Genomic DNA, 15,710 nt, shown 5'->3' with positions numbered 1-15,710 from the left:
AATTGTTAGTGTGTCTCACCTGGCATACACACCGATACCACACAAATATCGTCTTTAGTCGTCAAGTCAGTTGTTTTCGCATCAAGCAGTCGGTCGAATAACGATTGGTGGCCTTCAAGGCTATAAGCAATAATCATGCGCTCAAGCTTTTCTCTACTATTCGCAGGTGATGGTCCGTAAGCTGCCAATAATCCGTCTGTATACAATAATAGATTACATGTTTCTTGGTAGGTCAGCTTGCCTTTTTGAAACGGGAAGGAGTCGAGAACCCCTAACGGAATGTTCCCTACATCTAAAAGTTTCAGCTCTCCCTTCTGGTGAAGATAGCCTGTTGGATGCCCTGCATTCACATATTCAATTGTTTTTTGCTTTGTATCGATCACTACATACAAACCAGTGACAAAAGTGACCATCGGTTGTTCTTCGTCTGCGAAAAGGGTAAGCATATGTGAATTCAATTCTTCCATTACCTTTCCAGGATCAGTCACACGGGTGATCAAGCCCCGAAGCAAGGCACGGATGGACATAATCACAAGTGATGCTGACACACCATGCCCCATCACATCAAGTATGATGATTCCATACCGATGCTCATCGATTGGATACCAGCTATACATATCACCAGACAACTGTTCAGAAGGCTGATACCTGGCTTCAATTGAGATATCTGCATTTTGCAGGGGCGGGGTCAACACACTTCGCTGGACTTTCTTGGCTAATTCCAGTTCATGCAAAATCTTTTCCTCCGCCAGTTTGCGAGCAGTGATGTCCTGTTTGATGGTTACATATTGATAAGGGCGTTTTTCTTCATTTAAAAAAGGAACAATCGTTGTTTCCACCCAGAAAATCGAACCATCTTTGGCTCTGTTCTGGATCTCACCTTTCCACACGATCCCTTGCGTAATTACTTTACTTACTTGCCCAAAAAAATCAGGCGCATTCTCTTCCGTATCGATAATCGAGTAATGTTGTCCAATCAGCTCATCTCTCGTATATTTGGACAACCTGCAAAAATTATCGTTAACGTACGTAATTATGGCGTTTTCATTTGTAATAGAGACCAACGCAGATTCGTCCAAAGCCAGTTTCAGATCAGCAAGCTCCATCAACGTTTGCTTTAAGATCATTTCCTGGCGAATATGTTCCGTTATATCCTTGGCCACCACGAATGCACCCGTGATTTGATCGTCTACAAATATCGGTGACGTTTTCACGAGTAGATCAACTTTATAGCCCGCTTTATGTGTGATTTTCGTGTGGAATTCTTGCGTCTCTCCGTTCATCGTATTCGCAAAATATTCCATAATTGTCTTTACACGCTCATCGCTCATAATGGCGAAAATCGCTTTTCCAATCAGCTCTTCAGGTGAGTACCCGATGATTCTCTCAACGGCGGGATTTACACTCGTAAAAACCCCTGCCGAATCAATCGAAAATATAGCATCCCGATTCTGCTCAAATAGTGATTTATACCGCTGCACACTCTCTTCCAAAAGAAAATCCATTTGTTGCTTTTTTTCCTCAAGCTCACAAACCAGGAGACGTCCATATTCCTGAAGCATCTGATACTCCTTTTCCTTCATTTCTCTTTGTCGTGTATCAAACAGGCAGAGTGATCCTATATGCACAGAATGTTTCGTAGTTAAAGGAACTGATAATTGAAATGGATAATCCGACAAATTTTGACGTTTTTCTCCTTTTTCAGAAACAACTACTGTCTTCCCTTCGAAAAATAGAGAGACTGAGCAATACGCAACATTCATGGAATCCACAATCAATGAAACAATCCGATCAATCGTCTGACAAGGGTATAAGGTATTGCGAAAGAGCGATAAATCCACAAGTGGCCTCCCTTCCCGATAAGCGCTTACAACCTTGCTAAGCTTACCAAAATGATACCTAGCAAAATTTAAAAGGACAATACAGGCTATTTGTCAAATTTATTACTTTTTTATAGGAAACGCTTACAAAAATTCGGAAATATGTTACATTATCTGTCATAATATTCTTTTTTTCTACATTTATTTTCACACTAAGGGAGTGCCTGCTGTATGTCATACAAGAATTTCTCGATCGGCTTTAAGCTAAGTGCCATCGTCTTTATAATCAGTCTCTTTTCACTGGTCGGCGTATCTTGGCTTGTCTACGATCAGGCAAAAGGGTCTATGTTTCAGTTATCCTCTGAAACAATCAAAGCGATTGCTTATAATAAATCAAGACAACTGGATATGGCAATCGAAAAGGAAATTTCCCAGCTTGCGGCCATTGCTACAAATGTGCATATCATCGAAGGGACAAGCGCTGAGAAAAAAACGGAATTGGAGCGAGTTTCCCAACAGGTCAGCAATTATGATAAATTATTCTTTGCAACGCCAGAAGGAACTGTGGTCGCAGCATATCCTCTGGCAACCAGTCAACCATCCATCTCCCAAATGGAATATTTCCAATCCGCTCTCAAAGGCACTGCGGGAATATCGGAACTTTCTTTATCTCCTGAATCAGGTAAGCTGGTATACACCATTGCTGTGCCGGTGATGGATGCCAGCAAGCATGTCATTGGTATCATCGGCGCTGAAATGAACGAGGAAACATTGACTACCGTATTACAGACAGATGTTCTGGGAGATACGGGAGAAGCCTATCTGACCGATCATACAGGACTGATGCTTACACAAAGCAAATTCAACCCGGCAACAGCATTCTCTACCAGCGTCGCCAAGGAAATGGCAGATTCTCTTCAATCCGATCATATGAATCCTGTCATGTACCAAAATCATATGGGAGTGCCAACTGTTGGTGTCGCCAAAAAACTATCTTCCCTGAATGGATATCTCGTGGTCGAAAAGAAACAGGAAGTTGTGAATACGGCAGCTTCTCAACTGCTTACATTCATGGGATTTACCCTGGCCGGAGCATTAATTGTGATTACTGCTGTCATATTTATCTCCATGCGGCTGTCACTGCAACCACTGATTCGCCTGGTCGGTTTGGCCAGGCAGTTGGGAGCAGGTGATTTGACCGTCCATGTTCCCATTCAGAATAAGGATGAAATCGGAAAACTGTCAGAAGCGTTCAATCAAATGCAGGAGTCGATTCTGGCTACCATCACCCAGACCAAACATGCTTCTGAACTGGTCGTGACGACAGCCGAACAACTATCAGAGGCCGCTACGATAACTGGTGATTCATCTACACAGGTTGCGGTAACTATCAGTGATATTGCTGCTGGTTCTGGTAAACAAACAGAGCAAGCGTCACAAATGCTCTTATTAATGAAAGATACAGAGAAACAGGTGGAACAGGCCAATCAAAAAGCAGAGCTGACAGCAAAAAATGCCTTACTCTCCGCCAAGGTCGCTCACGAAGGTCAAGCTGCGATCCAAACAGCAATTGACCATCTGACAACAGTAACTAAAACCGTAACATATGCGACAGATTCTATACACAAGTTGGGAAAACGATCTACTGAAATAGGCGGAATCATCACGACAATAGCGCAAATCGCCAGGCAGACCAACTTGCTCGCTTTAAACGCTGCCATAGAAGCAGCAAGGGCAGGAGAACAGGGAAAAGGATTTGCTGTCGTCGCAACCGAAGTACGCAAATTGGCTGAGGAAGCCAGCAAATCGACCGAGCAAATCACTGAGCTTATTCTCGATATTCAGGCTGAGACTTCCGTAACCGTCCGAACTATGGAAAGCAACCTGGAAGCAATCGAAAAACAGGTTGACATCATTAAAATGGGCGAAGAATCCCTTGCCCGCATTGTTCAACAAGTCGATAGTACCAAACAAAACACAGTCGAGGTACAACAAAATTTGCATCAATTGCAAGAGGTTTCTGAGCAGGTGCTTCAATCGGTCAACCAGATCACACAAATTATCGAGCATTCAGCAAGTGCTACTCAGGAAGTTGCTGCTGCCGCAGAAGAACAGACAGCAACAGTAGAAGAAATCGTCGCCAGCATCGAGCAATTAACGGATTTGTCCAAGACGCTGCAGGAGCAAATATCCAAATTTAAAATTGTTGAAGCGTAAAAGATCGAAAAAAAACGAACTGGTTTTTCCTGCGGGAGAAACCAGTTCGTTTTTTTTTAACTGAACACTTGACGAATCACAAACGAAATTGTAAAGTGTTTATCAATATATAAACAAAATGATAATTTGTTTATGTTTTTTCGGAAGGAGTTCACATTATATGTTCAACAATCGTTATGTTCAGACTATTCTTTTATCCCGAGTTCTATTGAATCTTGGAATTTGGGTTAGAAACTTTGCCATCCTCTTGTACGTAACAGACCTTACAAACAACGATCCACTCTATGTCTCGCTTATTTCCGTTGTGGAGTTCGGACCAATCTTTCTGTTTGCCTTAATTGGCGGGACATTTGCGGACAGGTGGCAGCCCAAACGGACAATGGTTTGGTGTGACATGTTATCGGGTTTATCGGTATTGGCTGTACTCGTTGCACTCATTTACGGTTCCTGGCATGCCTTGTTGTTTTCAACACTGTTTTCTGCTGTACTTTCCCAATTCTCACAACCATCTGCGATGAAGCTGTTCAAGCAGCATGTGCCTGCTGAACAATTGCAAAGTGTCATGGCCATGTTTCAGTCTCTGATTGCTTTCTTCACGGTAATCGGGCCGATCATTGGGGCTTTTGTCTATCAACAGTACGGGATTGAGGTATCGATCATCGTGACTGGTGTGTTGTTCGTCGGCTCAGGTCTGATCTTGACATCACTTCCTCGTGACCTGGTTACAAAATCGGAAAAGGGTAAGCAAGATTTCAAAAAAGAGCTGATAGAAGGAATTCGTTATGTAAAGTCCAATCGTGTTTTAAGAACACTTGGAGGCACGTTTGCAACTGCTGGTCTGGCCTGTGGATTGACCCAACCGCTCCATTTATTTGTTGCCATCGAGAATTTAGCCAGGGACAAGGAATTCTTGCAATGGCTGCTGATGGCCAATGGTGCAGCCATGCTTGTGGGAGGTGGGCTTGTCATGGCATATGCCAAAAAAGTACAGCCTCAGCTTTTACTTGCCTTTGGGTTGGCGGTGAGCACATTTGGAACGGTCGGAATAGGCTGGTCCACAAGCGTTCCCTTAACGATAAGCTTTATGATTTTGAACGGTCTGCTATTCCCTTGTATTCACATTGGTATAAACACACTGATCTTGAAGAATACAGATGCGGCTTTTGTTGGAAGGGTTGGCGGAGTTTTGACGCCGTTATTTATGGGGATGATGGTGATTGGAATGACATTCTCCGGTGTTCTAAAAGATGCCCTTTCTCTATTCACAGTGTTCTTTATTTCAGCAGGCCTGTTTTTGCTCGGCGCTCTGGTATTGTTGCCACTTATTCAGATTACCAAAGGAGTTGAAAAGAAGAGCATTTCAAATTAATGTAGCATTTCCTTCCCTCCCCCCTCCCCAGGGGGACTTTTTTTTGCCTTTCACCAGTTACACTTTGGATTCCACGATCTGGGATTTTGTATGTTATGCTGTTTTTAGTATGAAATCCTGCTTTTACATAGGAGGGAGAACGTGTGAAGGTTCTGATCTTTGGAGGTTCTGGCTTTGTCGGACAGCATCTTGCCAAGCGGCTGCTTCAGTCCGATTATCAGGTTATGATTCCATCTCGAAGCTCTCGTCCGCTTCTTTACGGCGAGGTCATTCCCTATTCAACTGGGCAAATAGGAGAGTTGCTCGCCTCGATAAAAGAAAAGTATGCCATAATCAATTTGGCAGGAGAATCAATTAACTCGGGTCGCTGGACTCCCCAGCGAAAAGAGACCATCCTGCAATCTCGTATTCGTTTGACCAACGCTATTACAGAGGCAATTTGTTCTGCTGCCCACAAGCCAGAGGTTCTGATCAACGCTTCTGCTGTTGGCTATTATGGCTATTCCGATACGCAAACTTTTGATGAATCTTCCCGCTCAGGTGAAGGTTTTTTAGCAGAAGTGACAAGACAATGGGAGCAGGCGGCACAGCAAGCTTCTACTGATACCAGGGTTGTTACGGCCCGCATCGGCGTTGTGCTTGGTCGTGAAGGCGGTGCCCTTCCCCGAATGGTATTGCCTTATCGCTTATTGGCAGGCGGTCGTGTGGGAAGTGGTCGTCAATGGATGTCCTGGATACATATCACAGATGTAACGAGAATTTTTTTGCACATCCTGCAAAATGAAAAAATGACAGGACCAATCAATGTGACTGCGCCCCATCCGGTTACGATGGATCAGTTTGGTCACGTGATCGGTTCTGTCATCAATCGTCCCCACTGGATACCTGTTCCAGCATTTGTTTTGCAAATCATGTTAGGTGAGAAGTCCGAGATTGTTTTGCAAGGACAAAAAGCAGTTCCACTCGCTCTGCAAAAACACGGATATTCGTTTGAATACCCAACTGTCGAATCGGCACTGTCTAATCTTCTCCAAGCATAGACTTGCACGTTAACTGCCCGGAATTTCGGGATAACCGGTGATTTGCTGAATGGATTGATAAAATGTCCGCAGCCTTCCGTACAATTTGCCATAAATTTGACGGTACAATTGATCATACACAAGTGCGTTATCCCGATTGGGTTCAAATACGTCACCGACTCTTGCCATCTCTCGTACAGCTGTCTGCAAGTTCGGATGTAAGCCAACACCCACGCATGCCAGCATCGCAGCTCCCAGACCTGATGTTTCGCTTACTGCCGGTCTTCGGGTTTCCAATCCAAACACATCGGCGGTAATTTGCATCATTAAGTCACTTTTTGATCCGCCGCCACTTACGTACAATTCAGTTATTTTTGCCTTGCTGCGCCTCTCAATCCGTTCTCTTCCTTCCCGCACGGCAAAAGCCAATCCTTCCAAAAGAGAGCGGTACATATGCGCCTTGGTGTGAACACTGCCGAAGCCGATGATTGCCCCTTTTGCCTCCGGATGTGGATAGCGAATGCCGGGTGACCAATAAGGCTGGAGCATCAGCCCCATTGAGCCAGGCGGTACCTCCCGGGCCATTTCATCCAGCAATGCCTCTGTTGCGATGCCTAGCTCAAGTGCCAATTCGTTTTCCTTGGCAGCGAACTGCTCTTTGAACCAGGAGGCCATCCAAAAACCACGGAATGTCTGTACCTCCAAATTGTATTCACCGGCATTCGCACTCGGATACGCTGGTACGAGTGGAATGGGCTCAATATATTTTTGCGAGTTGACAATGATGGTAGCCGTTGTCCCATACCCGATACAGCCTTGATTCAACAGATGACAGCCTGAACCGAGGACTTCACAAGCTTTGTCAGAGGCTGCTGCAATCAGCGGCAATCCCTGTGGCAATCCGGTTTCTCTGGAGGCGCTGGCAGTGACAACTCCAAGTCTCTCACCCGGAGGCAAGAGAGGGGGAACCGTGTCAGGCGAGACAGGAATTGCTCTCCACTTCCAGTCTTTCTGGCGCAACCATTTTTGATTCTTGTAGTCAAACGGGACATACCCCACCTGAGTGCCAATGGAATCGATCAAGTTCCCCGTTATGCGGTACGTCAAATAACCTGAGAGAAACAAGTAGGTTTTGGTTTTTTCCAGAATTTCCGGCTGTTGCTCGCCGATCCAGTTTATTTCTGCCTCTGCTTGCAAATAGTTGACTGTTTTATGTAAACCCGTGAGTTTAAAGAGCAGATCCCAGCCAGCTCCCACCGAGGGGAGTTGTTTTGCCCTGCGCTGGTCCAACCACAAAATGGCAGGTCGCAAGGGCTTCCCCTCTTCATCCAGATTGATCACCGTTCCACGTTGAGTGGTTAACGCTACCGCTTTCAAAGAATGCGGTGTAACGATTCCATTCTTCCACAGTCTCTGACAGGCTTCCACAATGCATTGCCAGTAATACTCCGGGTCCTGCTCCGCCCAACCCGGACGAGGCGAGAAATAGGCTGGGGAATAGACTACCTGTGCCAGATCCACCACATTTCCTTTCATATCAAAAACAAGGGCACGAACACTCTGCGTACCCACATCAACTGACAGTACCGTTTCATCTTGTAGCCCCATATGCTTCCCCCTACTTGACGTAAACAACCAGAAAATCAGTTACACAAGACGTGATTTCAGTTAAAGATTAAAAATATAGATAAGGAGTTGCACTGTAGGCACGTTCCCAGATGGATAAATATCTTGTCCATTCTGTTTCCCATTTCTGATCTGCCCAACCCAACTCCGTTTGAACGATCTGTCTGACCTGATCCTTGAGCATGCGGGCACCATCCGGAAGAAGCAACCCCAGACGTGTCCTGCGCAACAACAGATCATCCAGATGGACGACCATTTCATGTCTCAATGCCCAGCGCAATTCCAGCCAGCATGTATCCGTCCCTGGGACAGACTGCAACTCTTCGGGAGAGGTTGATTGCAGCATGGCAATCGATTGCTCTCCATGCCGGCCACGCAGCCTCTCGGGTACCTTTACCTGAACACCTTTGTCGAACAAGTTCTTTATTTCTGCATCTTGTGAAGATTTCCCTGCGGATGGGGTATTGATCCATTTGCGTGCTTCCTGTAGAGTCTCCCGAGCTAACAAGTGAAATGTCGTCAGCTTTCCTCCCGTCACACTAACCACTCCTCGGTCCGACCAGACCAGATGATCTCGTGATTCCTTGGACGGATCTGCCTTGCCTGAATCCAGAATCGGTCGTACTCCTGAGAAGGTCGAGAGTACATCGTGTTCGGATAATTGCTTCGATGGGAAGTATGATTGGATCGCCTCGAGCAAGTAGTTGCTCTCACTTCTGCTGATTGCCGGTTCCTCTGAAAGTGGATGCTCGTGATCAATATCGGTCGTTCCGAGCAGTGTTACCCCTTCCCATGGCATGACATAAAGCGACCGACCATCTCTCGGGTGTGTCATGCTTACAGCTTGAGCCAGAGGAAGCCGCCAATGCGGAAAAATGATATGACTGCCACGAAGTTTGCGAAGTCTGGGAGGCTGGTTCATTTTTTCATTCAGCTCATCCACCCATACGCCTGTAGCATTAATCACGACCTGACTCTCCAACTCCGTGACGGACTGGTTCCTTTCATCATAGATCGCAACTCCACGGACTCTGCCATGGGTGTCCTTGAGTAATTCTTTCACAGGCGCATAATTGCATGCTGTTCCTCCCCATGCGATCCCTTCCTCAATCGTCCGGTAAACCAACCGGGCATCATCAGTCCGTGCATCGGTAAAGCTGAATCCGCCGGCTAAACGATTCGCTTTCAATCCTGGGGCAAGCAGTGACAACGAGCCAGCATCATAATAGGTATGCTGCCAGCGCAAGGCCATGCAATCGTAAATAACCAAACCCAGCTTCAGCAAGAGCGACTGTGATAGGCGTGAATTGTATACTGGCAAGAGAAACCCCAAAGGCTCCACCATCCCCCTGTACTTGTGCAGGAGTTTTTCCCGTTCGCGTACGGAATGAATCGTGGTCTTGAACTGTCCCTGCCTTAGGTAGCGCAATCCGCCATGGACGAGCTTACCGGAGCGGCTGGATGTCCCCCAGCCAAAATCTCGTTGTTCGGCCAGTAAACAACGGAATCCTTGCCGGCACGCTTCCTGAAATACTCCGGCTCCCGTAATCCCGCCACCGATAATAATCATATCCCACTTTTTAGGCAAATCCTTTATCATCATGACCACCCTTACTGAAACAGTTTTCCAGGATTCATGATCTGTTCTGGATCAAGCGTCTGACATAAGGAATGCATCATACGCATCCCTAGCTCGCCCTTTTCTTTGGGAAGGTAGGGAAGGTGATCCTCACCCACACCATGTTGATGGCTGATTGTTGCTCCCCTTTCGACAATCGCTTGACTTGCGGAAGACTTTAGCTTTTGCCAACGCCTCAATGTTTCCTCAGGAGTAGCTGCCACTCTGAACAAAAATGTGGTGTAAATACTTGACCCGTGCGGATAGACGTGGGATAGGTGAGTGAATGCGTGCACCTTTTCTCCAAATTCATCCAATGCCATTTGAAGTGCCTGTTCAATTGCCTTTACTGTCGCAGGAACATTTTGCCATGTTGTTGCGGTCTCCAGGGTATCAACAGCCAAGCCCGCCTCCCAAAGGGTATTGCGGAGATAGGGCATGCGAAAACGATTTTTGTACCACTGTTTCCCTGGTTTTTGGCCGACGGAAACGCCCTTATGTGCCTTGATAATGGCTATGGACTGCTGTATCGCAAATGAAGTCTTCTGCTTGCTTCCGCTTGCACCAAACAACAGCATACATTTTTTCTCTCCGATTCCACGGAAAGACAAATACCGCTGCAACCATTCCATCGCAGTACTTTTTCCGTTGAGCATCAGCATCGTTGCAGTCTCGGTCGGCAGGCTAAGCCGCATCATGGTTAGCGGAATTTTTGCTTGAGAAATCATGCGAACTGCTTTTATCGCTTGCTCCTGATCGGGAAAAAATGCCCCGTAAAAACTTTCTGATTCCGGCAGTGGCGTGACCTTGACTGCACTTTCAGTAACGATCCCCATGCGCCCTTCCGAACCGAGAATCATTTCACGAATATCTGGTCCTCCCGCTGAAGCGGGGTGCAAAGGAATCGTCATCTTTCCCTGTGGAGTCATAATCGTTCCGCCGACAAATAATCGTTCGATTCTGCCGTATTCCAGTGAAAACTGTCCTGCCGATCGAGTCACGACCCATCCACCAAGTGTCGAGTACTCAAACGACTGTGGGAAATGCCCCAACGTATAGCCCTGCGCACGTAAAGCCGCTTCCAGATCAGGGCCTTTGATGCCTGCTTGGAATATCGCTATTCCAGACTCCCTGTCGAGCGTCAAAAGTTTGTTCATTCTGCCCATGTCAACTGAAATGACGGGCCTCTCTCCTTTGGGAACGGTCAAATGACCAACCACACTTGTGCCGCCACCGTACGGAATGACGATTGCTCCTGACTGTCTGGCGAAGCGCAGAATCTCATGCACCTCATCTTCTGTTTCGGGATATGCGACTCCATCTGGAAAGGCTGTAACTCGCCCTCCACGAATCGCAATCCAATCAGGCATACTTTGTCCGACACTGTGGGTGATTCGCTCAAATTTGTCTTTTTTGATTAGGGAGTGATCCGGTAACCGAGATTCCGGGACAAGCTTTTCCATCTCATGTACAGAAATATCAGAAGGGGCGGCTGGCATACCGAGTACACTTGCTAAATACGCTTTTGCAGAGGCAGGCAACGGAAAGTCGATTGATTCCTCTCCCCATCCATTCCAACGAATCATCTTCTACTCCTCCTCGTGACTTGCTTTCCTTTTTTTCCATTGATCCATGCTTTCTTTCATCGCAGTCCATGTGACAGTTTTTGCTTCCTCGTAGTTGCACTGCATGGCTGTTTGCAACAACCTGCGATAGTACGAAAGTGAATGACTCCGGTTTTCTTCATAGAAAAAATAGCGAAGCGCCATCGTCTGATACATGCATTCAAAGCTGTTGATCAGTAAGAGATAGAGTGGATTTTTCGAAAGACCTGCCAGGTTCGTTTGCAGTTGCCAATCAAACGTCGCATAGTCGGATGCTTCATCACTAAGCTCTTCGATACAAGCCAGAAAGGAAACAACCTTGGCCGGGTTTTGCTTGACTGCGTCAGCAACAAATGTCGTAGAAAGAGAGAGCCGCAGCTCCAAAAGATAAATAATTAAATCATCTGATACTTCTTTTGTATGGCGGGCAATTGCTGCCAACGTTTGCAGATTCCCTTTTTTCCAGTAATCTGTGACGATGGCTGGATGACCTTTGCGAATCGTAATCCATCCATCTCTTTCCAACCGCTGCAATGCTTCTCGAATGGTTGGTCGGCCTATACCAAAGGCAACGGCAAGCTCCCTTTCTGCTGGAAGCGTACTTGCTGGGGGATACTCACCTGCTAAAATTTTGCTGATCATTTCATGTTCAACCAGATCGGAGGATCGCACTTGTTCAATCAAAACCATATCACCGTCCATTTGGGATATTTCATTTGCCTAAACGGCATTTGTGGTATTACCAATTATTACTTGTGGTATTACCACTAGTTTACATTTTGTGTATATGCTGTCAATATTTTTTGAATAATTTGTAATTTTAAATTGTAAAGACACATTATAGTTGTATTAATTTCAATACACGTAAAAAAAGAGACTTCCTCAGCAGAAAGTCTCTTTCATCATACCGAAATGACATCTTTTTATTTCACAGGTATCCAAATCTCCGAATAGCAATCAGGGCTGTATGGGTCATCCTCTGTATATAATTCGAATTCAATTGATCCCCCATGCTCATATCCACTAGATGGAAACCATTCTGAGTAAATCTGTTTCCACGCTTTTTGCATGGCATCCGGCATTGCACCGATTACTTCAAATACAACCCACTTGGATGCTGGCACTTCCAATTTGGAAAGACCATCCGGTACTTCTCCCATGTGTTCTGCTGCAATCCAGTATTCCATGGACTGATTAGCCTGTGTTTCCTTCGTGCTGACGCATACTCCCAGCACACCTTTGAGCGGACCGTCGTTCAATTGACAAATTCGCTCACAAGTACCGTCACTATTGACCTGGTTCCAAAGCTTCGGAATTTCTATCAGGTTTTGCTCATTCACATAGGAAAACTCACGCTTGATGCCTACCAATTGAAAACTGTCCTTCTGCACAACTTTGAATTTCATCGGTTCTGCCCCTTTCAAATGCACCTGTATCACCAGGCGGTTATACGATACAAGCCCTCCCGAATATTTCTGTACTTCACTCGGGCTTACACCATGCTGCCTGCGAAAAGCCTTGGAGAATGCCTCGGGTGTGTCGTATCCGTATTTGTAGGCAAGATCGATGATTTTGCAATTGCTCCTGGATAACTCCTGAGCTGCCAATGTCAAACGTCTCCGCCGAAGGTACTCACCAACAGACAAGTCCGTTAATATGGTAAATGTCCGTTGAAAGTGATAGGCAGATGTATTTGCCTGCTTGGCAATGCTTTCAATGGTGATATTATCCAGCAAATGCTCCTCCATGTAATCGATCGCCTTCTGTAATGATTCGACCCAACCCAATGCACTCACTCCTTGCCCTTGATTCTATCAACCCAACGGGAACAAATCCTGTCATTTTATGCTTTGTGCGGACAGCAATAAAACAAACTGCCAGAAAAATGCCTCTTTTTACAATAGCAAATAATACTGCAGTAAGGTAGATTTAGACCTGCTATGTTAAGAATAAAGCTCCGGCACACAAGAGCCAGATGACCTGAGCCTGTGTGCTGGAGCTTCTATAATATGTAGTGGAGCGGAATAACCAAAATGGATAAGCTGATACCTGCCAAACCCATGGCAAAACCGCTCACACTTGCTTGAATTTGTGACTCGTTGATCAGCCTCGCCGTCCCGATTCCATGAGACGAAGTCCCAATCGCTACACCAAGAGCAATATCCCCTTTTACCCCGCACAGATTGAGCAGTTTCGGCCCTACCATACTGCCCACCAATCCGGTGAGAACGGTGAGAACGGCACCCAATTCAGGAGCACCGCCCAACACTTGCACCAATTCGATTGCAATCGGTGTTGTTACCGTCTTTGGGATCATCGTCAGCATCAATTCCCTGCTTCCGCTCAGGGCAGCCACAATTCCGCCTGCTGATAGCATCCCTGCCATACATCCAATGAGAACACCCGTTACAATAATGGGTACTTGTTTCTGCATCTGTTCGAAATGCTTGTAAAGCGGAACGGCTAATGCAACTGTCGCAGGGCCAAGCAGCAAAGCGAGTATGTCACCACCCAGCTTGTACTCCTGGTAAGGGATATCCATCAAAACAAGTAAAAGGATGATGCTTCCTGAAGTTGTGATCAGTGGATGCAGCCAACGGATTCGAGTGTATAAATAAGTAGCACCGAAGAATGCGGCGACTGTAACCGTCAGCCCAAACAATGGTGTATTGCTTATTTCCATGAAGCTGTACCCCCTTGCTCTTTTGCTGCTCTATGTGGATCAGATGACTTCTCGGGACGCAATACCTGGATTGACCAGCCCGTGACAAGCATGACGACGACGGTGCTTCCGATCAGTCCAGCGAGCAATGGTATTAGTTGTGATTCAAAACGGGGAAAAATCAGAATCACCCCTACGATAATGGGTGTAAAAAACAACATCATGTGTTGAAGCAAGAGCTGTGCAGCATCCTCAATCCACTCCAGCTTCACCCAGCCAAGGAACAGGCTTGCGGCAAGCAGGATCATCCCCAGAACGCTTCCAGGCAAGGGCACGAACCACTGATGAAGCAAATATCCAGTAAAGTGAAAGCCCAGGATTATCGTTAATCCTCTCACCATGTCCGCCTCCTTTTTTACTCAACCTATCACTGAAAGAGAGAAGGAGCACCTTCTCACAACCACGTTGCCAGAAGATGCCCCACCTGCTCTGTATTACTTGTGAGAAAATTGTTCTGTTTCAGTTGAACCAGACAATGCTGTGGTGGAAGAAGTTCCTCCACTGATTACTTGGGCTACCTCATCGAAGTAGCCAGTACCTACTTCACGTTGGTGTCTTGTAGCGGTGTAACCATGGATCTCAGCCGCAAACTCTGCTTGCTGCAATTCGGAATAAGCAGCCATTCCACGATCTTTGTAGCCGCGAGCCAACTCGAACATGCTGTAATTCAGTGCATGGAAACCAGCGAGTGTTACAAACTGGAATTTGTAGCCCATTTTGCCCAACTCTTGCTGGAATTTGGCAATCGTCGCATCATCCAGCTTTTTCTTCCAGTTGAACGAAGGCGAGCAGTTGTAAGCGAGCAGTTTGCCTGGGAACTTGGCATGGATGGCTGCAGCAAACTCACGTGCTTCCTCGATGTTAGGCTCCGAAGTTTCGCACCATACCAGGTCTGCGTACGGAGCGTAAGCAAGGCCTCTCGCAATAGCCTGTTCGAGTCCCGCATCAGTACGGTAGAACCCTTCTGGCGTGCGTTCCCCTCTGATAAATCGTTGATCGTATGGATCGACATCGCTTGTGATCAAATCGGCCGCATTTGCATCTGTGCGAGCAACCAGTACGGTTGGCACTCCCATTACGTCGGCTGCAAACCTTGCAGCAATCAGGTTTTTCACAGATGTCTGTGTTGGAAGCAATACTTTTCCTCCCAAGTGTCCGCATTTTTTCTCAGAAGACAATTGATCCTCAAAGTGTACGCCGGAAGCGCCTGCTTCGATCATTGCTTTCATCAGCTCGAATACGTTGAGCTGACCGCCAAAACCTGCTTCAGCATCGGCTACGATCGGTGCGAACCAGTACGTATCACCTTTGCCTTCCATCGTTTGAATCTGATCGGCTCTCTGCAATGCCTGGTTGATGCGTTTTACGACAGCAGGCACGCTGTTCGCAGGATACAAGCTTTGGTCTGGGTACATATGTCCGGATAGGTTCGCATCTGCTGCAACTTGCCAGCCGCTCAGATAAATCGCTTTGAGCCCAGCTCTTACTTGTTGCATAGCCTGATTTCCTGTCAGTGCTCCCAGTGCATTTACATAATCTTCATTGTTAAGTAAGTTCCAAAGGCGCTCTGCTCCCACTCGAGCCAGCGTATGTTCAATTTGCAGTGATCCACGCAGGCGGACTACATCTTCCGCAGTATACGGGCGTGTAATTCCCTTCCAGCGATCAGCTTTCCAGCTTTCTTCCAATTGTCTTACTTGTTCTTCTCTTGTCAT

12 protein-coding genes are annotated in these 15,710 nt (G+C 46.4%); 3 read left to right on the top strand and 9 right to left on the bottom strand.

Annotated features, from left to right (window positions below):
- Positions 1 to 5: 5 nt before the first annotated feature.
- Positions 6 to 1,841 carry a SpoIIE family protein phosphatase gene (locus ACPW7N_RS15500; RefSeq protein ID WP_425652009.1) on the bottom strand — a complete coding sequence of 612 codons (1,836 nt, stop codon included), beginning with the start codon at positions 1,839 to 1,841 and terminating at the stop codon, positions 6 to 8.
- A gap of 210 nt (positions 1,842 to 2,051) precedes the next feature.
- On the opposite strand from ACPW7N_RS15500, the gene ACPW7N_RS15495 reads away from it, so the two are divergent.
- From ACPW7N_RS15495 to ACPW7N_RS15485, 3 genes are all read left to right on the top strand, one after another.
- The gene (locus ACPW7N_RS15495; protein WP_425652008.1) at positions 2,052 to 4,037 is read left to right on the top strand and encodes a methyl-accepting chemotaxis protein; all 1,986 of its coding nucleotides are present in this window, start codon (positions 2,052 to 2,054) and stop codon (positions 4,035 to 4,037) included.
- A gap of 160 nt (positions 4,038 to 4,197) precedes the next feature.
- Positions 4,198 to 5,406, top strand: coding sequence for an MFS transporter (locus tag ACPW7N_RS15490; protein ID WP_425652007.1), 1,209 nt, complete (start codon positions 4,198 to 4,200; stop codon positions 5,404 to 5,406).
- Positions 5,407 to 5,549: 143 nt separating this feature from the next.
- Positions 5,550 to 6,446 carry a TIGR01777 family oxidoreductase gene (locus tag ACPW7N_RS15485; RefSeq protein ID WP_425652006.1) on the top strand — a complete coding sequence of 299 codons (897 nt, stop codon included), beginning with the start codon at positions 5,550 to 5,552 and terminating at the stop codon, positions 6,444 to 6,446.
- A gap of 9 nt (positions 6,447 to 6,455) precedes the next feature.
- Here ACPW7N_RS15485 and ACPW7N_RS15480 read toward each other — a convergent pair whose 3' ends face one another.
- From ACPW7N_RS15480 to aceA, 8 genes are all read right to left on the bottom strand, one after another.
- Entirely contained in the window at positions 6,456 to 8,033 is a 1,578-nt protein-coding gene (locus ACPW7N_RS15480) for an FGGY-family carbohydrate kinase (protein WP_425652005.1), read from the bottom strand.
- 67 nt (positions 8,034 to 8,100) lie between these two features.
- On the bottom strand, positions 8,101 to 9,651 hold the full coding sequence (locus tag ACPW7N_RS15475; RefSeq protein WP_425652004.1) for a glycerol-3-phosphate dehydrogenase/oxidase: 1,551 nt from the start codon (positions 9,649 to 9,651) through the stop codon (positions 8,101 to 8,103).
- A gap of 11 nt (positions 9,652 to 9,662) precedes the next feature.
- Positions 9,663 to 11,255, bottom strand: a complete 1,593-nt coding sequence (locus tag ACPW7N_RS15470) for an FAD-binding oxidoreductase (RefSeq protein WP_425652003.1) — start codon at positions 11,253 to 11,255, stop codon at positions 9,663 to 9,665.
- Between the two features lie 3 nt (positions 11,256 to 11,258).
- Complete coding sequence (locus tag ACPW7N_RS15465) at positions 11,259 to 11,957, bottom strand: GntR family transcriptional regulator (RefSeq protein ID WP_425652063.1); 699 nt, start codon at positions 11,955 to 11,957, stop codon at positions 11,259 to 11,261.
- Positions 11,958 to 12,196: 239 nt separating this feature from the next.
- The gene (locus tag ACPW7N_RS15460) at positions 12,197 to 13,060 is read right to left on the bottom strand and encodes an AraC family transcriptional regulator (protein ID WP_425652002.1); all 864 of its coding nucleotides are present in this window, start codon (positions 13,058 to 13,060) and stop codon (positions 12,197 to 12,199) included.
- A 215-nt stretch (positions 13,061 to 13,275) separates the two neighbouring features.
- Entirely contained in the window at positions 13,276 to 13,956 is a 681-nt protein-coding gene (locus tag ACPW7N_RS15455) for an LrgB family protein (protein ID WP_425652001.1), read from the bottom strand.
- Positions 13,947 to 14,336 carry a CidA/LrgA family protein gene (locus ACPW7N_RS15450; protein WP_425652000.1) on the bottom strand — a complete coding sequence of 130 codons (390 nt, stop codon included), beginning with the start codon at positions 14,334 to 14,336 and terminating at the stop codon, positions 13,947 to 13,949. Before ACPW7N_RS15450 ends, ACPW7N_RS15455 begins: the two co-directional genes overlap by 10 nt.
- A gap of 93 nt (positions 14,337 to 14,429) precedes the next feature.
- Entirely contained in the window at positions 14,430 to 15,710 is a 1,281-nt protein-coding gene (gene aceA, locus ACPW7N_RS15445) for an isocitrate lyase (RefSeq protein ID WP_425651999.1), read from the bottom strand.

Origin of the sequence: Brevibacillus nigriterrae, assembly GCF_049846925.1 — a bacterium.
Lineage (GTDB): Bacteria > Bacillota > Bacilli > Brevibacillales > Brevibacillaceae > Brevibacillus_H.
The sequence above is the reverse complement of the archived record's forward strand: the minus strand, read 5'-3'. Positions and strand labels throughout refer to the sequence as shown.